The organism is Streptomyces sp. NPDC002680 (assembly GCF_042889145.1).
Lineage (GTDB): Bacteria > Actinomycetota > Actinomycetes > Streptomycetales > Streptomycetaceae > Streptomyces > Streptomyces adonidis.
The window spans coordinates 337,072-361,877 of record NZ_JBIAQP010000006.1 but is presented as its reverse complement, the minus strand read 5'-3'; the positions used below and the strand labels follow the sequence as shown (position 1 = coordinate 361,877).

At 71.5% G+C, this 24,806-nt stretch carries 5 protein-coding genes; 4 read left to right on the top strand and 1 reads right to left on the bottom strand.

All coding sequences use genetic code 11. The features are described from left to right. Positions 1-152 precede the first annotated feature (152 nt). From ACFYXF_RS18560 to ACFYXF_RS18545, 4 genes are all read left to right on the top strand, one after another. Complete coding sequence (locus tag ACFYXF_RS18560; RefSeq protein ID WP_389350654.1) at positions 153-22,016, top strand: non-ribosomal peptide synthase/polyketide synthase; 21,864 nt, start codon at positions 153-155, stop codon at positions 22,014-22,016. Positions 22,017-22,113: 97 nt separating this feature from the next. Then, positions 22,114-22,329 (top strand): MbtH family protein, encoded by a 216-nt coding sequence (locus ACFYXF_RS18555; RefSeq protein WP_235473406.1) that lies wholly within the window; start codon positions 22,114-22,116, stop codon positions 22,327-22,329. A gap of 49 nt (positions 22,330-22,378) precedes the next feature. Continuing rightward, the gene (locus ACFYXF_RS18550; RefSeq protein ID WP_389350653.1) at positions 22,379-23,953 is read left to right on the top strand and encodes an amidohydrolase; all 1,575 of its coding nucleotides are present in this window, start codon (positions 22,379-22,381) and stop codon (positions 23,951-23,953) included. Beyond that, the gene (locus ACFYXF_RS18545) at positions 23,950-24,186 is read left to right on the top strand and encodes a hypothetical protein (protein WP_389350652.1); all 237 of its coding nucleotides are present in this window, start codon (positions 23,950-23,952) and stop codon (positions 24,184-24,186) included. The genes ACFYXF_RS18550 and ACFYXF_RS18545 overlap by 4 nt, the downstream gene beginning before the upstream one ends. Positions 24,187-24,215: 29 nt before the next feature. Here the strand turns inward: ACFYXF_RS18545 and ACFYXF_RS18540 are convergent, their stop codons facing one another. Next, the gene (locus ACFYXF_RS18540; RefSeq protein ID WP_389350651.1) at positions 24,216-24,806 is read right to left on the bottom strand and encodes an isochorismatase family protein; all 591 of its coding nucleotides are present in this window, start codon (positions 24,804-24,806) and stop codon (positions 24,216-24,218) included.

Sequence of the window (24,806 nt, the reverse complement as noted above, 5' to 3'; positions counted from 1 at the left end):
CAGACCTTAATAGTAGTGGTGGGAATGGGGTCTGCCGGGACTGGGGTCTTTTGGTTAGGTAATGCTTACCTTAGTATGGCCCGCGGTCCTCCGGCTGAGCCGGTCCGTACACCCTGGAGGCACGGTCGCCTGTGTCCGGTTTCGAAGTACGTGTGCCCGGTATCGACGACGACGCGGAAGGCGCGCCCTCGGCCTTCTGGCGACGGCTGCTCGAACCGCTCCCGCAGGAGACCGCTCTCCCGGTCGACTTTCCGTACCCATTGCGCCCCACCGGTGAACGGCACACCCTTCGCCGCCCGCTGACGGCGACGGCGGCAGCCAGCGAATCGATTCTGCTGGCCGCGTACGCCGCCCTGCTGCACCGCTACAGCGGCGCCCACGACATCACCTTCGGGTACGAGGGTCTGCCGCTGCGGATCGCTGTCGACGGCGGCGCCTCCTTCACGGACCTCGTGCGGCGGGTGACCGACGCGCGCGAGGAGGCCCTGGCCCACCGGGTCGAACACGCCACGCTGGTCGACTGGTTGCGCCCGGAGCCCACCCGGGGCGGCGGACTGCTGTTCAACACGGCGTTCGGTGAGGTGACGGCCGGGGCGGACCGGCTGGACCTCGCTCTCGCCGTCCACGCCGGCGAACTGCGGGTGACCTACCGCGAAGACCTCTTCGAGGCCGCGACCGCCGAGCGCGTCGCCGACCACTACTCGACCCTGCTCGCCGACGCCCTCGCCCACCCGCACACTCCCGTCGGCGAGTTGGCGCTGCTCGACGCCGAGGAACACGGCCGCGTCCTGCGCGACTGGAACGACACCGACCACGACATCCCCCTGCGCACCTGGCCCGAGATGTTCGCCGACCAGGTACGGGAGCGCCCGGACGAGATCGCGCTGGTCTTCGAGGACACCTCGCTCACCTACGCCGAACTGGACGACCGCGCGGGCCGGTTGGCCGCCACCCTGATCGCCCGGGGCGCAGGACCCGAGCGTGTGGTCGCCCTCGCAGTGCCCCGCTCGGCGGAGCTGATCGTCGCCGAGGTCGCGGTCCTGAAGTCCGGCGCCGCCTACCTTCCGGTGGACACCGACTACCCGGCCGACCGCATCTCCTACATGCTCGCCGACGCCCACCCCGTCTGCCTGGTCACCACCGCCGAGGTCGCCGCGGACATCCCGGCGAACGACGGCACGCAGGTCCTGATCCTCGACGCGCCCGACACCGTACGGGAGTTGGCGGGGCAGCAGCCGACGGGCGCCGATCCGAGCGAACTGACGATCGCCAACGCCGCCTACGTCATCTACACCTCCGGCTCCACCGGCCGACCCAAGGGCGTCGTCCTCACCCACGCGGGCGTCGCCAAGCTGGTCGCCACGCAGAGCGAGCGGTTCGGGATCGGCCCGCACAGCCGGGTGCTCCAGTTCGCCTCGCCCAGCTTCGACGTGGCCTTCTGGGACCTCTGCCTCGGCCTGCTGTCCGGCGGCCGGCTCGTCGTCGTACCGTCCGAACGCCGGGTGCCCGGCCCGGCGTTGGCCGACTACGCCCACGCCCACGGCATCACGTTCATGATCCTCCCGCCCGCCCTGCTGGCGGCGATGCCCGAGGACGTCGAACTCCCGCCCGCCACCCTGCTCGCGGGCACCGAACGTGTCTCGCCCGAGCTGGTCGGACGGTACGCACGCGGCAGGATGATGTTCAACGCGTACGGCCCCACCGAGGCCACCACCAACTCCACCCTCGGCCTGTGCGACCCCGACATCCCGGCCGGCTCGATCGTCCCGATCGGCATCCCCGACCCGGGCACGCGCGCGTACGTCCTCGACGCCCGACTGAAGGCCGTCCCGGCCGGTGTCCCGGGTGAGTTGTACCTCGGCGGTGCCGGGCTCGCCCGTGGCTACCTCGGGCGGCCCGACCTGACCGCCGAGCGGTTCGTCGCCGACCCGTTCGGCGCACCCGGCGAACGCCTGTACCGCACCGGCGACTTGGTCCGCTGGCAGGCCGACGGCCGCCTGGTCTTCCTGGGCCGCGCCGACTCCCAGGTGAAGATCCGCGGCTTCCGTATCGAGCCCGGCGAGATCGAGTCGGTCCTCCGCGCCCACCCGGCGGTCGACCAGGCCGCGGTCGTCGTACGCGAGGACCGCCCCGGCGACCGCCGCCTCGCCGCGTACGTCGTGCCCGCGCTGGACAGCGACGCGGCCGGCCACGACACCGCCGACCAGGTCCAGGAGTGGAAGGACCTGCACGAACTGCTCTACTCCGCCGCCGGATCGGAGGGCGGCACGGACGGACCGGCGGACCTCCGCGAGAACTTCGCGGGCTGGAACAGCATGTACGACGGGCTGCCCATCCCCGTCGAGGAGATGCGCGAGTGGCGCGCGGCGACCGTCGCCCGCATCACGGAACTCGCCCCCCGCCGTGTACTGGAGATCGGCGTCGGCAGCGGTCTGATCCTCGCCCGCATCGCACCCGACTGCGACGAGTACTGGGGCACCGACCTCTCCGAGGAAGCCGTACGCGCCCTGCGCACCCAGGTCGAGGCGGTACCCGAACTCGCCGACCGGGTACGGCTGTTCGCGCAACCCGCGCATGACGTGACGGGGTTGCCGAGTGGGCACTTCGACACCGTCGTCATCAACTCCGTCGCCCAGTACTTCCCGAGCGCCGACTATCTGACCGACGTCGTCCGAGCGGTCGGCACGCTCCTCGCCCCCGGCGGGCGGCTGTTCATTGGCGACGTCCGCAACGCCCGGCTGCTGCGCTGCCTGCGCGCGGCCGTCGAGAGCCGCCGCACCGACGACACGGAGGACAAGCAGGCACTGCGGGCCGCCGTCGAGCGGTCGGTCGCCTGGGAGGGCGAACTCCTCCTGGACCCCGACTACTTCGCGGCCCTCGACGGCTTCGACGCGGAGATCCACGTCAAGCGCGGCGCCCACCACAACGAACTGACGCGCTACCGCTACGACGTCGTCCTCAGCAAGGCCTCTGTCCCGGCGTCTGTCGACTGTACGGAGATCGTCTGGAACGGGCCCGAGGCGCTCGAAGCCCTCCTCGCCGAGAGGCCTGAGCTGCTCCGCGTCACCGGCGTGCCCAACGCCCGGCTCGCCGAAGACCTGGCCGCGCTGTCCGCCCTCGACGACAGCAGCCGTACGGCGGACTCCCCGGACCCCGAGGTCTTCCACGCCCTCGGCGCCCGCTCCGGCCACCGGACCGCCATCACCTGGAACGGCACCGCCGACGACGGCAGCCTCGACGTCGTGTTCGCCCTCGGGGACACGCCGCTCACCGGCCTCTACCGTCCGTCCGGCACCGCCCCGCACGCCAACCGCCCGGCTCCCTTCCGGGACATCAACGCCCTGATGCGGACGCTGCGTTCGTACGCCGCCGACCAGCTCCCCGAGTACATGGTTCCGGCGGCAGTCGTCCCGCTCGACCGCCTCCCGGTCACCCCCAGCGGCAAGCTCGACGCCGCCGCACTCCCGACCCCCGACTACGGCGCCCTCAGCGCGGGCCGCCCGCCCCGCGACGCCCGCGAGGAACTCCTCTGCGCGGCCTACGCCGACGTCCTCGGCCTGCGCTCGGCCACCATCGACGACGACTTCTTCGCCCTCGGCGGCGACAGCATCACCGCCATCCAACTCCTCGTCCACGCCCGCCGGGCCGGCCTGCGCCTCAGCTCCCGGGACGTCTTCAAGCACCGCACGGTCGCCGCGCTCGCGGCAGCGGCCGGGGAAGTGGTCGAGGAGTCCGCTGAGCCGGGCGCCCCGCTGGTCGTTCTCACCGCGACCGAACTAGCCGAGATCCAGGGCGAGTTCCCGGTCACCGTCGAGGAGGTGCTGCCGCTGAGCCCCCTCCAGGAGGGCTTCTGCTTCCACTCCCTCGTCGACGGCGCCGACCTGGACGCGTACGTCGTCCAGCAGGCCCTCGAACTGACCGGCCCGGTCGACGGCGAAGCCCTGCGCCAGGCCGCTCAGCGAGTCCTGGACCGGCACGCCCCGCTGCGCGCCTGCTTCCGCCGCCGCCCGGACGGGCAGCCCGTGCAGATCATCGCCGGAGACCTCGAACTGCCCTGGCGTGAAGTCGACCTGACCGTCCACGACGGGCCCGCGCGCGTCCCGCTGGCCGACGCGGTCGCCGCCGCCGAACGCGCCCGCCGCTTCGACCTCGCGAACCCGCCGCTCCTGCGCTGCGCGCTGATCCGACTCGACGAACACCGCAGCCGACTGCTCCTGACGTTCCATCACATCGTCGCCGACGGCTGGTCGTTGCCCGTCCTGCACCGCGAACTGATGGCCTCCTACGGGGAGATCCCGGCCGCACTGCCGCAGCCCGCGCCCTACAGCGCCTACCTGCGCCGCCTGGCCGGCGCCGACCGCGAGGCCGCGCGCACCGCCTGGCGTACGGCCCTCGCGGGGGTCGAGGAGCCCACCCGGCTCGTCGAGACCGCGGCTGACGGTACGCCCGTCGAGCCCGCGCAGATCCGCCTTGAACTGTCCGAGCAGGTCACCGCCCGGCTTGCCGCACGGGCGCGGGAGAACGGCGTGACCCTGGGGACCGTCGTCCAGGGCGCCTGGGGTCTGCTCATCGGTCGGCTCACGGCACGGCAGGACGTGGTGTTCGGTACAACCGTCTCGGGGCGTGACGCCGAGGTCGAGGGCATCGAGTCGATGATCGGCCTGTTCATCAACACCCTTCCGACGCGCTTCCGTTGGGAGCCCTCCGACACGCTCGCCGATCTCCTGGCCCGCCTCCAGGACGAGCAGTCCCAGCTCCTTGACCACCAGCACCTCGGCCTCGCCGAACTCCAGCGTGTCGCTGGCCTCGCGGGCGTCGGCGAACTCTTCGACACCCTCGTCGTCTTCGAGAACTACCCGGCCGCGACCGACCTCGCCGACCCGACGGGCACCCTCCGCCTGACGGGCCACGAGTTCCACGACGCCGTCCACTATCCGCTCGCCCTGATCGTCAAGCCCGGCCGACGCCTCGACCTGCGGCTCAAGCACCACGCCCAGCGACTCGACGCCGACGCGGTACGCCGGATCGCGGACCGCCTCTCCCGCATCCTGCACGCCCTGGCAGCCGACCCGGGGCAGTCCGCCGCCGACGTGGACCTGCTGTCGGCCGACGAACTCCTCGCCGCCCACCCGACGGGCGAACACCGGGACATCCCCGCCACGACCCTCGCGGCGGCGATCGAGGCCCAGGTGGCCCGCACCCCGGACGCGACCGCGGTCGTGTACGAGGGCGAGACGCTCAGCTATCGCGAACTCAACTCCAGGGCAGGGAAGTTGGCGCGTCGACTGACCGACCGGGGCGCGGGCCCCGGCATGGTCGTAGCCGTCGCCGTCCCGCGCTCGGCCGAGCTGATGGTCGCGCTGCTCGGTGTACTGAAGTCGGGCGCCGCCTACCTGCCGGTCGACGTGGACTACCCGGCCGACCGGGTCGTGCACATGCTCGCCGACTCGGGTGCCGCCACCGTGGTCACCACCACGGCGACCGCACCCCAACTGCCCCCGGGGCACGCCCTCCTGCTGCTCGACACCCCGTCCGAGGAGGCCGGCCCCGAACCGCTCGCCGCCCACCCCGACGACCCGGCCTACCTGATCTACACCTCCGGCTCCACAGGCCGTCCCAAGGGTGTCGTCGTCACCCACCGGGCCGTCGTGAACCGGCTGGCGTGGATGCAGGGCGCCTATGAACTGACCGCCGCCGACCGGGTGTTGCAGAAGACCCCGGCCAGCTTCGACGTGAGCGTCTGGGAGTTCTTCTGGGCGCTGTGCGAGGGTGCCGCCGTGGTCCTGGCCCGCCCGGACGGACACCGCGACCCCGCCTATCTCGCCGGGCTGATCCGCGAACAGGGCATCACCACGATGCACTTCGTGCCGTCGATGCTGGAGGCCTTCCTCCAGTCCGACGAGATCACCACCGACCCGACCTGGGCCGCGTCCCTGCGCAACGTCTTCAGCAGCGGCGAGGCCCTGCCCGGCGCCGCCGCCGCCCGCTGGCGCGAGCTGACCGGCGTACCGCTGCACAATCTGTACGGTCCCACCGAGGCCGCCGTCGACGTGACGTACCACCCGTACGACGGCACGCCCGGCACCACCGTGCCCATCGGGCGTCCGGTGTGGAACACGGGCCTGCGTGTGCTCGACTCCTGCCTGCGTCCGGCACCCGAAGGGGTCCCTGGCGAGCTGTACTTGACGGGTGTTCAGCTGGCGCGGGGCTATCACGCCCGGCCGGAGCTGACCGCCGAGCGCTTCGTCGCCGACCCGTACGGGGAGCCCGGTGAGCGCATGTACCGCACCGGTGACCTCGTGCGCCGCCGTGCCGACGGGGTGATCGAGTACCTCGGCCGTACCGACCGTCAGGTGAAGATCCGGGGCAACCGGATCGAACTCGGCGAGATCGAGGCCGCGTTGACCCGTCAGTCGACGGTCGCCCAGTCCGCCGTCACGGTGAACGGCGGCCAGCTGGTCGCGTACGTCGTCCCGGTCCGCGACGCCGAAGTACCGCCGCCCGCCGAACTCCAGGCCGCGCTCGGCGAGGAACTCCCCGCCGCCGTCATCCCGGCCGCCTACGTCGTCCTCGACGCCCTCCCGCTCACCCCGAGCGGCAAGCTGGACCGGGCCGCGCTGCCCGCCCCGCAGGCGGTACGAGCGGAGACGCGAGCCCCGCGCAACGAGCGGGAGCACGCCCTCACCGGGATCTTCGCGGCCGTACTGAAGCTCGAAGAGGTCGGTATCGACGACGACTTCTTCATGCTCGGCGGTGACAGCATCACCTCCATCGGCGTGTCCAGCCGCGCCCGTCGGGCCGGCCTGGACCTCAACCCGCGTGACGTCTTCGAGCACCGCACCCCGGCCGCCCTTGCCGCAGCGGCGGCGCCCGTCGCCGAAGTGGCCGCCCTGCGCTCCTCGTTCGCCCTCACGGCCGAGGAGACCGAGCGCGTCCACCGGCTCAGCCCCGACCCCGTCGAGGACATCTGGCCGCTGGCCCCGCTCCAGGAAGGCCTGTTCTTCCACTCCACGTACGACGACAGCGCCCTGGACGTCTACACCGTCCACGAGTCCTTCGACCTCGCCGAACCCCTCGACACGGACCGACTCCGCGCCGCCGTACGGGTGTTGCTGACCCGCAACCCCAGCCTGCGCGCCGGGTTCACCAGCGAGGGCCTGCGCCAGCCGGTGCAGTTCATCGTGCGCGACCCCGAGATCCCGCTCGAAGAGGTCGACCTCTCCGGACTCCCGGCGGACGAACAGGACATCCGTCTGCAGGAGTTGACCGACGCCGAGCGCTCCCGCCGCTTCGACCTCACCCGGCCGCTGCTCTTCCGTATGCTCCTCGTCCGCCTCGGCGCGGACCGGGGCGACCGGCTGGTCGTCGGACGCCATCTGCTCCTCTGGGACGGCTGGTCCGCCTGGATCTTCCTCGACCAGCTCTTCGCCCTGTACGAGAACGGCGGCGACGCGAGCACCCTGCCCGCGCCCGGCAACTACCGTGACTACCTGACCTGGTTGGAGGTCCAGGACACGGCCGTCGCCACCGGCGCCTGGCGCCGCGCCCTCGGCGGACTCGACGAGCCCACCCTGCTCGCCGCCGCCGACCAGGGCCTCGAACCGGACATCCCGGCCGGCCTCGACACCCTCGTCCCCGACGAGGTGGGCGAGCGGCTGCGCGCCATCGGACGGCAGCACGGGCTGACCCTCAACACCGTGCTCAACGCGGCCTGGGGGCTCACCCTGGCGAGCGCGACCGGCCGTACCGACGTCGTCTTCGGCACGACCGTCGCAGGCCGGCCGAGCGAGGTGCCGGACATCGAGAACGTCATCGGCATGTTCCTCAACACCGTCCCCGCGCGCATCGCGTACGACCCGGCCGAGCCGGTGCTCGGGCTGCTGCGCCGGGTCCAGGACGAGCGGCTCGCCGTCATGCCGTACGAATACCTCGGCCTGGGCGTGCTCCAGGCGGAGACCGGGCACCGGCGTCTCTTCGACACCCTGTTCGTGCTGCGCAACAACGACACCGAGGAGCGGCTCGCCGAGCTGAGCGACCGGCACGGCGCCACCGCCGTCGCCAACGTCGACGCGACCCACTACCCGGTCAACCTCGTCGTCACCCCGGGCCGCTCCATCCAGGTCACCCTGACCCACCGGGCCGATGTCATCGCCCGCCCCCAGGCCCAGGACCTGCTCGACCGCTTCACCCTCCTCCTGGACCGGCTCACGCACGACCTCGACGCCCCGGTGGGCGGCCTCGACCCGCTACTCCCCGCCGAACACACCGAGTTGGAGCAGGAGCGGGCCGCCGGACGGGTCCCCGACCCCACGGAGACGATCGCCGACCTGCTGGCCGCACAGGCCGCCGCCACCCCCGACTCGACGGCCGTCGTCTTCGGGGACCGCACCCTCACCTACGCCGAACTCGACACCCGCATCAACCAGATGGCGCGGCTGCTGATCGCGCGGGGCGCCGCCCCCGAGCGGGTCGTCGCCCTCGGTCTGCCCCGCTCCCTGGACATGGTCGTCGCCCTGTTCGCCGTACTGCGCACGGGTGCCGCCTATCTGCCGCTGGAGCTGGACTACCCGGACGACCGGCTCGCCGCGATGCTCGACGACGCCCGGCCGACGATGCTGCTGTCCACGGCCGCCGTGTCCGCGCGCCTGGAGGGCGAGACGCCCCGCGTGCTGCTCGACGATCCGGCGATCGCCGCCGAACTCGCCGCGCTGCCCGGCGACTTGGTCTCCGTCGCCTTCAGCCTGGAACACCCCGCCTACGTCATCTACACCTCCGGTTCCACCGGCCGCCCCAAGGGCGTCGTCACGCCGTACCGGGGCCTCACCAACATGCAGCTCAACCACCAGAAGGAGATCTTCGAACCGGCGATCGCGTCGGCGGGCGGACGGCGGCTGCGCATCGCGCACACCGTGTCCTTCGCCTTCGACATGTCGTGGGAGGAGTTGCTGTGGCTGGTCGAGGGGCATGAAGTCCACATCTGCGACGAGGAGTTGAGGCGCGACGCCGAAGCCCTGGTCGCCTACTGCGAACGCCATCGCGTCGACGTCGTCAACGTGACCCCGACCTACGCCCATCTCCTCATCGAGGAAGGTCTGTTGGAGGGCCACCGTCCGCCGCTCGTGCTGCTCGGCGGCGAGGCCGTGTCGGAGACGGTGTGGAACCGGCTCCGCGACACCGAGGGCACGTACGGGTACAACCTGTACGGGCCGACCGAGTACACCATCAACACGCTGGGTGGCGGCACGCTCGACAGTGCCACTCCGACCGTCGGCCGTCCGATCCGTGGCACCCGCGCCCACATCCTGGACGCCTGGCTGCGCCCGGTGCCCGAGGGCGTCCCGGGTGAGCTGTACATCGCCGGTATCGGCCTGGCGCGCGGCTACCTCAACCGGCCCTCCCTCAGTGCCGAACGCTTCGTCGCCGACCCGTTCGGTGAACCCGGCGAGCGCATGTACCGCACTGGTGACCTGGTCCGCCGCAACCCCGACGGCAACCTCGACTTCCTCGGCCGTACCGACGACCAGGTCAAGATCCGTGGCTACCGCGTCGAGTTGGGCGAGATCGAGACCGCCCTCGCTCAGCACGAGCGGGTCGCCCACGCAGCCGTGATCGTCCGCGACGAGCGCCTCGTCGGCTACGTCGTCCCCGCCCAACTCGCGGGCTCCGACCGGGATTCCGCCGAGCGTGACCAGGTCGGCGAGTGGCAGGAGATCTACTCCGACGAGTACGAGGAGATCAGCACCGCCGTCTTCACCGAGGAGTACGCCGGCTGGGATTCCTCGTACGACGGTCGGCCCATCCCCTTCGACCACATGCGGGAGTGGCGCGAGGCCACTGTGGAGCGCATCCGCTCCCTTGCGCCGCGCAGGATCCTTGAGATCGGCGTCGGCTCCGGCCTGCTCCTGTCCAAGCTCGCCCCGGACGCGGAGGCCTACTGGGCCACCGACTTCGCGGCCCCCGTCATCCGCAAGATCGGCCAAGAGCTGCTCCAGGACCCGGAGTTGGCCTCCAGGATCACGCTCCGCGCCCAGCCCGCCGACGACCTCACCGGCCTGCCTGGCGACGGCTACTTCGACACCATCGTCATCAACTCCGTCATCCAGTACTTCCCCAGCATCGACTACCTGACTTCGGTGATCCGGGGCGCGATGGAGCTGCTGGCCCCCGGCGGCGCGCTGTTCGTCGGGGACGTCCGCAACCTGCGACTCGCCCGCGCCTTCCAGACCGAGATCCAGGAGGCGAAGGGCGTCACGGGCGACGCACTGGGCCGGGCCGTCGAACGCGGTCTGCGCCTGGAGAAGGAACTCCTCGTCGACCCCGACTACTTCACCACCCTCGGCTACGGCGTCGACCTCCGCACCAAGCGCGCCCGCCACCACAACGAACTCACCCGCTACCGCTACGACGCCGTCCTGTACGCGGACGAACCGGGCCTGCGGCTGTCCGATGTGCCGACCGTTCCCTTCGACGCCGACCAATTCGGCGCCGGCGGTGGTGACTTGGCGGAGCTGCTGTCTGCTGTGCCGCTGCGTCTCACCGGTATCCCGGACGCCCGTGTCGGCGCCGCCGGGGGAGTGGACCCGGAGGCGCTGCGCGACCTTGCTGCCGAGTTGGGCCACCGTGTCCTGACCACCTGGAGCGGCCAACCCGGCACGTACGACGCCGTGTTCGTCTCCGGCGAGGTGCCTTCACTCACAGCCGGGCTCTACCTGCCCGGTGGTGGGGCGGCCCCGTACGCCAACTCCCCGACGGCCGCCCGCGACGCCAACAGCCTGATCCGGCAGCTCCGCGAGGACCTCAAGCAGCGGCTGCCCGAGTACATGGTCCCGGCGGCGTTCGTCACCCTCGACCGGCTGCCCATGAACGACAACGGCAAGCTGGATGTGCGCGCCCTGCCCGACGCCGAACCCGCCGTCGCCCTCGGCACCGGCCGTGGCCCGCGCACCCCGCAGGAAGAGGTGCTCTGTCGGCTCTTCGCCGAGGTGCTCGGCCTGCCCGAAGTCGGCGCCGAGGACGGCTTCTTCGACCTCGGCGGCCACTCCCTGCTCGCCACCCGTCTGATCAGCCGCGCCCGCACCGAACTGGGCGCCGAACTGGCCATCCGGGACCTGTTCGAGGCGCCCACGCCCGAGCAGCTGGCAGCCCGCGCCGACAGCTCACGCCCGGCCCGACCGGCCGTGGCTCCCGCCCTCCGGCCCGAGCGCATCCCGCTGTCGGCCGCGCAGCGCCGGCTGTGGCTCGTCGAACGGATCACCGGCAGCGGCGTCGCCTACAACTTCCCGCTGGTCTTCCGACTCCGGGGCGACCTGGACCTCGACGCGCTCCGGGCGGCCGTACGGGATGTGGCGGGGCGCCACGAGGCGCTGCGGACGGTGTTCCCCGAGCACGACGGCGAGCCGTACCAGCTCATCGTTCCGGCAGCCGAGGCCGACCCCGAGTTCACCGTGACGGACTGTGGCGAGGGGGAGTTGGCCGACCGGATCGAGTCGGCGCAGCGCCGCCCCTTCGACCTCACGAGCGAACTCCCGCTGCGGTGCGAGGTGTTGAGGCTCGGCCCGGCCGACCATGTCGTGGCCGTCGTCCTCCATCACATCACCACCGACGAGTGGTCGGACCGCCCCTTCCTGGCTGATCTGACGACCGCTTACCGGACCCGGCGCGCGGGCCGTGCCCCCGAGTGGGCGCCGCTGCCGGTCCAGTACGCCGACTACACCCTCTGGCAGGAAGAGTTGCTCGGGCAGGTCGGCGAAGCCCAACTCGCCCACTGGACCGAGACGTTGCGCGACCTCCCGGAGGAGCTGCACCTGCCGCTCGACCGGCCCCGCCCCGCAGAACCCACCGGGCGCGGCGGCAAGGTCCGGCTGGAGCTGCCCGCCGACACCGGCCTTGCCCTGCGCGACCTCTCCGGCACCACCGGCACCAGCATGTTCATGCTGTTCCAGGCTGCCACGGCTGCACTCCTGCACCGCCTCGGCGCCGGGGACGACATTCCGCTCGGTGCGCCGATCGCGGGCCGCACGGACGACGCGCTCGACGACCTCGTCGGCTTCTTCGTCAACACGCTCGTGCTGCGGACCGACGTGTCCGGCGAAGATCTGACATTCCGTCAACTGGTCGCGAGGGTGCGGGAATCCTCCCTGGCCGCGTTCGAGCACCAGGATCTGCCCTTCGACCAGGTCGTGGAGGCCGTCAACCCGGCCCGCGTGCCCGGTCGCAACCCGCTCTTCCAGGTCATGCTGGGCTACCACTTCCGGCCCGACGGTGACCCCGATGTGCTCGGCATGCCGACCGACTGGTTCGACATGGACACCGGTATGGCCAAGTTCGACCTCCACTTCACCTTCGTGGACGACTCGGACCGCCTGACCCTCCTCCTGGAGTACGCGACCGACCTCTGCGACGAACCAACGGCCACCCGCACCGCCGGACGGCTGGTACGGCTGCTGGAGCAGGTCGCTGGTGAACCCGACGTCCTGGTGCGGGACTTGGAGGTGCTGGAGGAGTCCGAGCGGCAGGTTGTTCTGGGCGACTGGAACGGCACCGCCCGCGAGGTGGCGGCCACCAGCCTTCCCGCACTGTTCCGGGCGCAGGTGGCCCGTACACCGGACGCGCCGGCCCTGGTCTTCGGTGAGGAACGGCTGACGTACGCCGAGTTGGACGCACGCGTCGAGCGGACGGCGGGCGTGCTGGCCGGCATGGGAGTGGGCCCGGAGCGGACGGTCGCCGTCGCGCTGCCCCGCTCGGTGGACCTGGTGGTGGCGCTGCTGGCCGTACATCGTGCGGGCGGGGCGTATCTGCCGCTGGACGCCGACTATCCGGAGGAGCGACTGGCGTTCATGTTGGCGGACGCCCGTCCGGTGACGGTGATCCGGGACGCGCTGCCGGAGGGACCGGCAGATGGTTCGGGAGAGGCTGAACTGCCCGATTCCTACGACCCGTTGAGCCCGGCGTACGTCATCTACACTTCCGGTTCGACCGGGCGTCCCAAGGGTGTTGTGGTGCCGCACGAGGGCATCGTCAACCGTCTGCTGTGGATGCAGGGCGAGTACGGGCTGGGTGCGGACGATCGTGTGCTGCAGAAGACGCCGTCCAGCTTCGATGTGTCGGTGTGGGAGTTCTTCTGGCCACTGATCACCGGCGCGGCGCTGGTGGTGGCCAGGCCGGAGGGGCACAAGGACCCCGCCTATCTGGCCGAGGTGATCCAGGAGCAGGGCATCACGACCGTGCACTTCGTGCCGTCGATGCTCCAGCTGTTCCTGGAGGAGCCCTCGGCGGCGGGCTGCCTGGGGCTGCGGCGGGTGATGTGCAGTGGGGAGGCGCTGCCCGACGAACTGGCCCAGCGGTTCCGTGCGGTGCTCCCCGCTGAGTTGCACAACCTGTACGGGCCGACGGAGGCGTCGGTGGACGTCACCGCAGGCCAGGTGACGGAGGCGACCGATCGGGTGTCGATCGGTCGTCCGGTGTGGAACACGCGTGCGTATGTTCTGGATGGTGCGCTGCGGCCGGTTCCGCCGGGTGTGGCGGGGGAGCTGTATCTGGCCGGTGTGCAGTTGGCGCGTGGTTATCTCGGTCGTCCGGGGTTGACGGCGGAGCGGTTCACAGCGGATCCGTTTGGTGAACTCGGTTCACGCATGTACCGGACCGGTGACCTGGCACGGTGGACAACTGAGGGAACGCTCGAATACCTGGGCCGGACCGATGACCAGGTCAAGATCCGTGGGTTCCGTATCGAGCTGGGCGAGATCGAGTCCGTCCTCACCCGCCACGAGTCCGTCGGGCACGTGAGTGTCGTCGCCCGCGACCAGCGGCTTGTCGCGTTTGTCGTGCCGGTCGGCTCGGCTGCCGTCGACAGCGCGGTGCTCCGTCGGCACGCGGCTGCCGCGCTCCCCGAGCACATGGTCCCCGCCGCCTTCGTCGTCCTCGACGCGCTGCCCCTCACGCCCAACGGCAAGCTCGACCGCAAGGCCCTGCCCGCCCCCGACTTCTCGGCGGCGGCAGGGAGGGGCGAGGGCGAAAGCCTGCCGCGCACTCCGCGGGAGGAGATCCTCTGCGGCCTGTTCGCGGACGTACTGAACGTCGAACGAATCGGCGTGGACGACGACTTCTTCGCCTTCGGCGGTCACTCGCTCCTCGCGATGCGGCTGGTCAGCCGTGTCCGCACGGCGCTGGGCACCGACCTCACCGTCCGTACCGTCTTCGAGGCGTCCACCCCCGCCCGTCTGGCCGAGCGTCTCGACGAGGGCACGGACAGTGCGGCCCTGCCCGTGCTCGCGCCCATCGCGCGCGACCGGGACGGGGACAGGCCTCTGCCCCTGTCCTTCGCCCAGCAGCGGCTGTGGCTGCTGCACCGCATCGACGGCCCCGGGGCCACGTACAACATCCCGGCGGCCTGGCGTCTGGCCGGCGCCCTGCAACTCGACGCCCTGGCCGCCGCCGTTCGGGATCTCGCGGTGCGCCACGAGAGCCTGCGCACGGTGTTCCCCGACCACGACGGCCGCGCCCACCAACTCGTCCTGGGTCCGGACGAGTTCGAGATCCCGGTGCATCACGAGCGGGTGACCGAGGACGAACTCGCCGACCGGCTGGACGAGGCCGCCGCGCGCGGCTTCGAGCTGGACCGTGAACTGCCGCTGCGGGCCCATGTGTTCGAGACGGCTCCGCAGGAATACGTCCTGCTCCTCGTCCTGCACCACATCGCCGGCGACGAATGGTCGGACCGTCCGCTGTCGCGCGACCTCGCCACGGCCTACCGCGCCCGCTGCGAAGGCCGTGCGCCGGAGTGGGCGCAGCTGCCCGTGCAGTACGCCGACTACACCCTGTGGCACCACCGGCTCCTCGGCGAGGACTCCGACCCCACCAGCCTGCACGCCCGCCAACTCGCCTACTGGGAAGAGGCCTTGGCCGGGCTTCCCGAAGAGCTGGTTCTCCCGGTCGACCGCCCGCGTCCGCCGGAGGGCAGCCAGCGCGGCGGTGCCGTCGGGCTGACCCTCGACGGTGAGCTGGAACGCGCCCTGCGTGGCCTCGCGAACCGGCACGGTGCGAGCATGTTCATGGTCGCCCAGGCGGCCGTGGCCGTCCTGCTGCACCGGCTCGGTGCAGGGGACGACATCCCGCTCGGCACCCCCATCTCGGGCCGTGGCGACGAGAAGCTGGAGGACCTGATCGGGTTCTTCGTCAACTCCCTCGTCCTGCGTACCGACTTGTCGGGCGCCCCGACCTTCGCCGAACTGCTCGACCGGGTGCGCGACACCGACCTCGGCGCCTACGAGCACCAGGACCTGCCGTTCGAACGCCTGGTGGAGGCCCTCAACCCGAGCCGCTCACTGGCCAGGCACCCCCTGTTCCAGGTCATGGTCGTCTACCTCGGCGACCCCGGCGGCAGCCCCGACTTCCCGGGGCTGGCGGCGAGCCGTGAGCCGCTGCGGCAGCAGAGCGCCAAGTTCGATCTGAGCTTCGACTTCATCGAGCAGGGTGACGGGTCCGGCATCCAGGGCTGGATCGAGTACAGCGCCGACCTCTTCGACCACGCCACCGTCGAGCGACTCGCGGGGCGGCTGGTGCGGCTGCTGGAGCACGTGGCGGCCGAACCCGACTTCCTGGTGCGGGACTTGGAGGTGCTGGAGGAGTCCGAGCGGCAGGTTGTCCTGGGCGACTGGAACGGCACCGCCCGCGAGGTCACGTCCACCAGCCTGCCCGAGCTGTTCCGGGCCCAGGTGGCCCGTACACCGGACGCGACCGCCGTCGTCTTCGGCGAACAGAGCCTGACGTACGCCGAGTTGGACGAGCGCGTCGAGCACACCGCACGCGTCCTGGCCGGCCTGGGCGCCGGTCCCGAACAGACCGTCGCCGTCGCACTGCCCCGCTCCACCGAACTGATCGTCGCCCTGCTCGCGGTCCACCGCACCGGGGCCGCCTATCTGCCGCTGGACGCCGACTACCCGGAGGAGCGGCTGGCGTTCATGCTGGCGGACGCCCACCCGGTGACCGTCATCAGGGACGCGCTCCCGGATGGACCGGCGGCCGCTGAACTCCCGTCCTCGTACGACCCGTTGAGCCCCGCGTACGTCATCTACACCTCGGGCTCCACCGGCACCCCCAAGGGTGTTGTCGTGCCGCACACCGGCATCGTGAACCGTCTGCTGTGGATGCAGGACGAGTACGGGCTGGGCGCGGACGACCGTGTGCTGCAGAAGACGCCGTCCAGCTTCGACGTGTCGGTGTGGGAGTTCTTCTGGCCCCTCATCACCGGCGCGACCCTCGTGGTCGCCAAGCCCGAGGGACACAAGGACCCCGTCTACCTGGCCGAGCTGATCCGGCAACAGGCCGTCACCACCGTGCACTTCGTGCCTTCGATGCTGCGCGCCTTCCTCGACGAGCCCACCGCCGCGAACTGCACGGGCCTGCGCCGCGTCCTGTGCAGCGGCGAGGCTCTGCCGCTCGAACTCGCGGAGCGGTTCCACGCCGTGCTGCCGGCCGAGCTGCACAACCTGTACGGGCCGACGGAGGCGTCGGTCGACGTCACGGCGGGCCAGGTCGCCGAGGCATCCGGCCGGGTGTCGATCGGTCGTCCGGTATGGAACACGCGTACGTATGTTCTGGATGGTGCGCTGCGGCCCGTTCCGCCGGGTGTGGCGGGGGAGCTGTATCTGGCCGGTGTCCAGCTCGCGCGTGGCTATCTCGGTCGTCCGGGGTTGACGGCGGAGCGGTTCACAGCGGATCCCTTTGGTGAACTCGGTTCACGCATGTATCGGACCGGTGATCTGGCACGGTGGACAACCGAGGGAACACTTGAATACCTGGGGCGGACCGATGACCAGGTGAAGATCCGCGGGTTCCGTATCGAGCTGGGCGAGATCGAGTCCGTCCTCACCCGCCACGAGACCGTCGCCCATGTGAGTGTCGTCGCCCGCGACCAGCGGCTCGTCGCCTACGTCGTACCGGCCGCCCCCGAACGCACGCCCGACTCCGCCGCCCTCCGCGCCCACGCCACAGCCGCGCTCCCCGAGCACATGGTCCCCGCCGCGTTCGTCGTCCTCGACGCGCTGCCCCTCACCCCCAACGGCAAGCTCGACCGCCGTGCCCTCCCCGCCCCCGACTTTGCCGCTGAGACCACCGACACGCTCCCGCGCACCCCGCGCGAGGAGATCCTCTGCGGCCTGTTCGCGGACGTACTCAACCTTGAACGAGTCGGCGTGGACGACGACTTCTTCACCCTCGGCGGCGACAGCATCGTCGCCATGCAGCTCGTCGCACGCGTGCGTGCGGCCGGGCTGGCGGTCAGCCCGCGTGACGTCTTCCGCCACAAGACGGCCGCCGGGCTGGCCGCCGCGGCCCGTGACCTCAACGCCGACAACGGGGCCGGCGGCGACACACCGGCCACCGACGCCTCGCTCACCGCCCTCCTCGCCCTCACCGACGAGGAGCGCACCGAGGTCGCCGCCTTCGGCGCCACCGAAGTACTGCCGCTGACGCCGCTCCAGGCAGGGCTGCTGTTCCACGCCTCCTTCGACTCCGGGGACGAGGGACCGGACGTCTACACCGTGCAGGTGGCGTACGACATCGACGGCCCGCTGGACGCTGTACGGCTGCGCGACGCCGGTCAGGCGCTGCTCGACCGGCACGGGAACCTGCGGGCCGGCTTCCGGTACCTCGCGTCGGGGCGCCCCGTGGCCCTCGTACCGCGTACCGTCGCACTGCCCTGGCGACAGCTCGACCTCTCGGAACTCGCCGCGGACACCCGCGAGGAACGGTGGACCAAGGCGCTCGACCAGGAGCGCCGACGCTTCGACCCGGCCCAACCCCCTCTGCTGCGGCTGATGTTGGTCAAGCTCGGGGAAGCGCGGCACCGGCTCGTGCTGTCGCACCAGCACCTGCTGCTCGACGGCTGGTCGGTACCCCGGCTGGCGGCCGAACTGTCCGCGCTGTACGCGGAGGCGGAAACCGCCTCGTCCTTCGCACTCCCAACTCCCGTTCCCTACAAGGAGTATCTGGCCTGGCTCGGACAGCAGGACACCGATGCCTCTGCCACCGCCTGGGCCGAGGCCCTCGACGGGCTTGAGGAGCCCACGCATCTCGTCCCCGCCGATCCCAACCGGGCGCCGGTCGTACCCGAGACGCTCACCACCTTCCTGTCGCCGGAGCTGACGGAGGCACTGACAGGGCTGGCCCGTTCGCGCGGGCTGACCGTCAACTCCCTTGTGCAGGGCGCCTGGAGCGTCGTACTCGGTCGGCTCACCGGGCGTACCGACGTCGTGTTCGGCGCGACCGTGTCCGGACGGCCGCCGGAGCTGGCCGGTGTCGAAGCGATGATCGGGCTGTTCATCAACACCGTGCCGGTGCGGGTCCGTATCGACGAGCGTGAGACGCTCGCCGCGTTCCTCGACCGGCTCCAGGACGAGCAGTCGCGGCTCCTCGACCACCAGCACCTCGGGCTCGCCGACATCCAACGGTGGGCGGGACTGGGGGAGTTGTTCGACACGCTCGTCGTCTTCGAGTCCTACCCGGACGGCGGCGAGATCGGCGGAGAGGGCGGCGGCGGACTGCGGATGGAGGTGCGCGACCATCAGGACTCGACGCACTATCCGTTCGCCTGGGCCGTCGAGCCCGCCGAACGGCTGCGCCTGACCGCCGAGTTCAGGACCGACCTGTTCGACCGGACGGCCGCCGAACGCATCACCGCCGCCATGGTCCGCCTCTTCGAGGCGATGACCACCGACGCCGAGCAGCCGCTCGGCCGGGTCGACATCCTCACCCCCGAGGAACGCCACACCCTCCTGGAGACCTGGAACGACACACGCCTCCCGGACGTCGACGGACCGACCACCGTGCCCGCGCTCTTCGAGGCACAGGTCGCTGCGGCTCCCGATGCCGTGGCCGTCGTCGCAGGGCCCGTCACCTGGACCTTCGCCGAGCTGAACGAGCGCGCCAACCGGCTCGCCCGGCTGCTCGCCGAACACGGCGCCGGACCTGAGCGGATCGTCGCCCTGTCGCTGCCGCGCACGGCGGACTTCCTGCTCGCGATCCTCGCCGTCCTCAAGTCGGGCGCCGCCTATCTGCCCATCGACGCGGACCTGCCCGCCGAGCGCGTACTCGCCATGCTCGACGACGCGGAACCCCGGCTCGTCCTCACCACCGAGGCGCTCGCCGCCGGACTGCCCGACAGCGGCGTACCGCGCCTGCTGCTCGACACCGACGACACCACCGTACGACTGGCCGCGCAGCCCGCCGACAACCCGGCCGCCGGTCCCGATCCGGAGCACCCGGCGTACGTCATCTACACCTCGGGTTCCACCGGGCGGCCCAAGGGAGTCGTGGTCTGCCACCGGAGCGTGGCGAACCTCTTCCACAGTCACCGGCGTGACCTGCACGATCTCGCCAAGGCGAACACCGGGCGGCGGCATCTGCGGGTCGGGCACTTCTGGTCGTTCTCGTTCGACGCGTCCTGGCAGCCGCAGCTGTGGCTGCTCGACGGACACGCGCTGCACATCCTCGACGACGAGACACGCCGCGACCCCGAACTGACCGCCGCCGCCATCCGGGCGGAGGGCATCGACTTCATCGAGGTCACGCCCTCGTTCCTGGCCCAGATGGCCGACAGTGGGCTGATCAAGGACGGGGAATGCCCGCTCGTGGTGGTGGGTGTGGGAGGCGAGGCCGTGCCGGACGCGCTGTGGAGCGAACTGGCCGCGCTGCCGAACACCGAGGCTTTCAACCTGTACGGGCCCACCGAGGCGACCGTCGACGCGCTCGCCGCACGGGTGCGGGAGAGCGAGCGGCCGGTCGTCGGGCGGCCCGTGGGGAACACGCGTGCGTATGTGCTCGATGCCGGGCTGCGGCCCGTGCCGCCGGGTGTCACCGGTGAGCTGTATCTCGCGGGGGAGGGGCTGGCCCGTGGATACCTCGGTCGCCCGGAACTCACGGCCGAACGGTTCACAGCCGATCCCTTTGGTGAACTCGGTTCACGCATGTACCGGACCGGTGACCTGGCACGCTGGACAACCGAGGGAACGCTCGAATACCTCGGCCGCGCCGACGACCAGGTGAAGATCCGCGGCTTCCGTATCGAACTCGCCGAGATCGAGGCCGTCCTCGACCGGCAGCCGACGGTCGGCCAGGTCGTGGTCGTCGCCCGCGAGGACCGGCCGAGGATCAAGCAGCTGGCCGCGTACGTCGTCCCGGCCGAGGGCACCACAGCCCCGGACCCCGCCGAGCTGCGCGCCCACGTCGCCGCCGCCCTGCCCGACTACATGGTCCCGGCAGCCGTGGTCGTCCTCGACGAGCTGCCGCTGCTCTCCAACGGCAAGCTCGACCGCCGGGCTCTGCCCGCCCCGCAGTTCACCGGCGCCGCCGGCGGCCGGGCGCCCGCGAACGACCTCGAACGCACCCTCTGCGCCCGCTTCGCCGAAGTCCTCGGCCTCCCCGAGATCGGCGCCGACGACGACTTCTTCACCCTCGGCGGAGACAGCATCGTCGCCATGCAACTGGTCAGCCGGGCCCGCGCGGCCGGGCTGCGGATCACCCCGCGCCAGGTCTTCCAGCACCGCACGGTCGCCGCCCTGGCCGCCGTCGCCACGGAACTGGACGCCGACTCCGCGCGGCCCGCGCACGACGACGGCTCCGGCACCGTGCCGCTGACGCCGATCATGCACGCGCTGCGCGAACTCGGCGGACCGATCGCGGGCTACCACCAGGCCGCGTTCGTCCAGACCCCGGCCGGACTCGACGAGGCCGCGCTGCACGCCGTACTCCAGGCCGTCACCGACCGGCACGACCTGCTGCGGGCCAGGCTGGAGCGGGTCGGCCGGTGGTCGCTGCACGTACCCCCGACGGGAAGCCTCGCTCCGGAGTCCTGGCTGGTCCGGGCGGACATCGCCGGTGCCGACGAGGCCGGTCTGCGGGAGGTCGTCGCCGAGCAGGCACGGGCCGCGCAGGCGAGGCTAGACCCGGACTCCGGTCGGATGATCCAGGGCGTGTGGTTCGACGCCGGCCCGGACACCCCCGGCCGACTGCTCCTGCTGATCCACCACTTGGTCGTGGACGGCGTGTCCTGGCGGGTGCTGCTGCCCGATCTGGCCGCCGCCTGGAGCGAGGTGAAGGAGGGCCGGGCGCCAGCCCTGGCGCCGGTCGACCTGTCCTTCCGCAGGTGGTCGGAGCTGCTCGCCCGGCGAGCCGTCGAGCCGGTCACCGAGGACGAACTCCCGCTGTGGCACCGGGTGTTGGCGGACGCCGACCCCCTTCCGCTACTGCGGCCCCTCGACCCGGAACGCGATGTCACCGAGGCCTCGCGCCATCTGTCGCTGACCCTGCCGGCCGACCGTACGCAGCCGCTGCTCAGCCGGGTACCGGCGGCCTTCGGGGCGAGCGTCAACGACGTCCTGCTGACCGCGCTCGCGCTCGCCGTGGCCGACTGGCGGGGGTCCGAGTCCGGCGGTTCCGTCCTCGTCGACCTCGAAGGACACGGCCGCGAGGACGAGTTGGCCGGGGACGCCGATCTGTCGCGCACGGTCGGCTGGTTCACCACGGTCGTCCCGGTACGGCTGGACACCGGGCCCGTGGACCTCGGCGACGCGCTCGCCGGCGGCCCCGCGCTCGACTCGGCGCTCGCCCGCGTCCGGGAGCACCTGACCGCCCCGCCGATGTCCGGCATCGGACACGGACTGCTCCGGCACCTCAACCCGGAGACAGGCCCCGAGCTGGCCCAACTCGCCCGCCCGCAGATCGAGTTCAACTACATGGGCCGCTTCGGCGTCCCCGAGGCCACCGACTGGTCGTACGCCCCCGAGGCCGACGCGTCCGACCTGGAAGCCGACCCCGGCATGCCCCTGTCCCACGCCCTGACCGTCAACGCCCTGACCGAGGACCTCCCCGGCGGCCCCGAACTCTCCGCTCACTGGACCTACGCCCCCGGCGTCCTGCCCGAGGAAGCGGTACGCGACCTCGCCGAACGCTGGTTCCGGGCGCTCGGGGCGCTGGTGGACCGGGCGGAGACCATCACCGATTCCCGCCGCACTGGCTGAGCCACTGACCCACCGAGCCACTGACCCACTGACCCACCGGCCCACTGAACCACCGAACCCGCTACACCCGCAGTAGCCACTGAGAGAGGAACACTCCATGACGAACCCCTTCGAGAACCCCGACGGCGTCTACTCCGTGCTCGTCAACGACGAGGGCCAGCACAGCCTTTGGCCGGACTTCGTCGACGTACCGGCGGGCTGGACCGTCGTCCACGGCCCGGCGCCCCGCCAGGAGTGCCTGGACCACATCGAGACCAACTGGACGGACATGCGGCCCAAGAGCCTCGTGGAGCGCATGGAGCCGAGCGCCTGAAGCCCGAGCACCTGAAGCCCGGATCCGGAACCTCGACGAGGAACTGCTCATGCTCACCACGCGACTGACCAACGCCCGCATCCTCACCATGGACCCCGACCACCCCGTCGCCCACGACCTGGGCATCTGGCGGGGCCGGATCGTGGGCCTGGACGAGGCGGTGACCGGGCTGCCCGCCGAGCGGGTGATCGACCTCCAGGGTGCGACCGTGCTGCCCGGGTTCATCGACAGCCATGTGCACCTGGCCTGGACGGGGTTCAAGGCGGCCACGCCCACGGTGGCGCCGTGCGACCGGGTCGAGGACGTGCTCGCGGTCGTCGCGGAGGCCGCTGCCCAGGTGGCGCCCGGTGGCTGGGTGGACGTCGCGGGGTACGACCAGCGGGGGCTCGGCCGGCATCTGACCCTCGCCGAACTGGACAAGGCCGCCGCCGGTCGCAAGGTGCTCCTGATGCACGACTCCGGACACGGCTGCGCGGTCAGCAGCCCGGTGCTGGACCTGCTGCCCGGCCTCGCCCCGCACGAGGGCGCCTTCCTCGCCGAAGGTGCCATGGGCGCGGCCCGCGCGCTCCGACTCCCGCACTCCCAGGAGGAGTTGGCGGAGGCCATCGGACGGGCCGCCCGGGGCTGTCTGGCCGAGGGAGTCACCGCGTGCGCCGAGGCGGGCATCGGCGGCGCCCTGCTCGGCAACAGCCCGGTCGAACTGGGCGCCTACCAACTTGCCCGGGAACGGGGCTTGTTGCCCCTGCGGGTCCAGCTGATGGTGGCCGCCGATCGGCTGCACCCTGTCACCGCGCACGAGGACGACGGCATTCCGCGCGCCATCGACCTCGGGCTGCGTACCGGCCTCGGCGACGACTGGCTGTCCGTCGGCGCGCTCAAGGTGTACACCGATGGCGGCATGATGGCCCGTACCGCCGCGCTCAGCAGTCCCTATCAAGGGCTCGACACCGCAGGGCAGTTGCAGGAGGACCCCGAACTCCTCGCCCGGACCATCGTGGACGGGCATCTCGCGGGCTGGCAGCTCGCGGTGCACGCCATCGGCGACCGTGCGGCCGACGTGGCGATCGACGCGCTGGAGGAGGCGCAGCGGCTGCGGCCCCGGCCGGACGCGCGGCACCGGATCGAGCATGCCGGGCTGATCCGGCCCGATCAGCTGCCCCGGCTGGCGGCGCTCGGTGCGACGGCCGTCGTACAGCCCAACTTCCTGCGGTACTTCGGCGACGACTACGCGTCGATCATGGGGGAGGAGCGGGCACCCTGGCTGTACCGGGGGCGCGGCTTCCTGGAGCACGGCATCCGGCTGGTAGGCAGTTCCGACCGGCCGGTGACGGACGGGTCGCCGCTGCGGGCCATTCAGTTCATGGTCGAACGGGCCTCGCTGTCAGGGCAGTTGATCGGTCCGGACGAGGGCGTAACCGTCGACGAGGCGCTGCGCGCGTACACCGTCGACGGCGCCTGGGCCTGCCACTGGGAGGACAGCTTGGGAAGCCTCACGCCGGGCAGGCGAGCCGATGTCGTCGTTCTGGGAGACGATCCCACAGGCGTCGACAGCTCGCGCATCGGGGACATCGAGGTCGTGGCGACACTCGTCGACGGCCGGGAGACCGAGGAGGGAACGCTGTGAGCGCTCCGACGACGGACGTCATCGGCGACTACATCCAGCTGTGGCAGGACTCGCCCCACGCACCGCGATGGGTGCTCTGGGAGACCGCCGGGGACGTCCTGGTCTTCGACCGGGACGTCAACTGCCCCCTCTACATCGACGACGAGGCGATCCGGGGCGAGGTGCTGCGCAGGATGCGCGCGGCCGGCGTACCGGAGAGCGCGGAGTACCCGGGACGGCCCTGCTCCCAATAGCCTTATCGCCACAAGATATTGACGAACCGTCAAAAGCCTTGTGCGGCGGCCTTTCCGTGCAGCAGCTCCCGCAACAGCTGGTCGGTGGTGCACACGACTCCCGTGCGTGCCACCCACTTGAGGGCCATGACATGGTCCTCCGCGCAGTCGTCGGCCACCGCGTCGGCGACGATGAACGGCTGGATGTCGTGCATGAAGGCGTCCGCCGCCGTCAGCAGTATCCCGAGGTGGGCGCGGACCCCGCACAGGATGAGCTGGTCCCGTCCCGTCTCCCGCAGCAGTCGGCCGAGATGGCTGCGCAGGAAGGCGTTGTGACGCACGTTCAGCAACAGATGCTCGCCGACGCGCGGAGCGAGCCGGGGGACGATCGAGGCCGCGTTGGTCTCCGCGCTGAAGACGACGGGCATGCCCAGTGTGCCGGCCAGCTCCCGCAGGGTGGCGATGTTCTCGACCAGCTCCACGACGGGCGAGCCGCCCTCCGGAAACGCCTGGACGAAGGGATTCTGCATGTCGTGGACGAGCAGGGCGGCGCGTGCCGGATCGATGGCCCAGGGATGGGCCGAGCGCGGTACGGCGGAGCTGTCGGGCATCGGATAGGAGCCGACGACTGGTGCGCCCAT

Excerpts from the sequence above, each read along its gene's own strand:
- ACFYXF_RS18555 (WP_235473406.1), top strand. The coding sequence starts at position 22,114 with ATGACGAACCCCTTCGAGAACCCCGACGGCGTCTACTCCGTGCTCGTC.
- ACFYXF_RS18550 (WP_389350653.1), top strand. The coding sequence starts at position 22,379 with ATGCTCACCACGCGACTGACCAACGCCCGCATCCTCACCATGGACCCC.
- ACFYXF_RS18540 (WP_389350651.1), bottom strand. The coding sequence starts at position 24,806 with ATGGGCGCACCAGTCGTCGGCTCCTATCCGATGCCCGACAGCTCCGCC.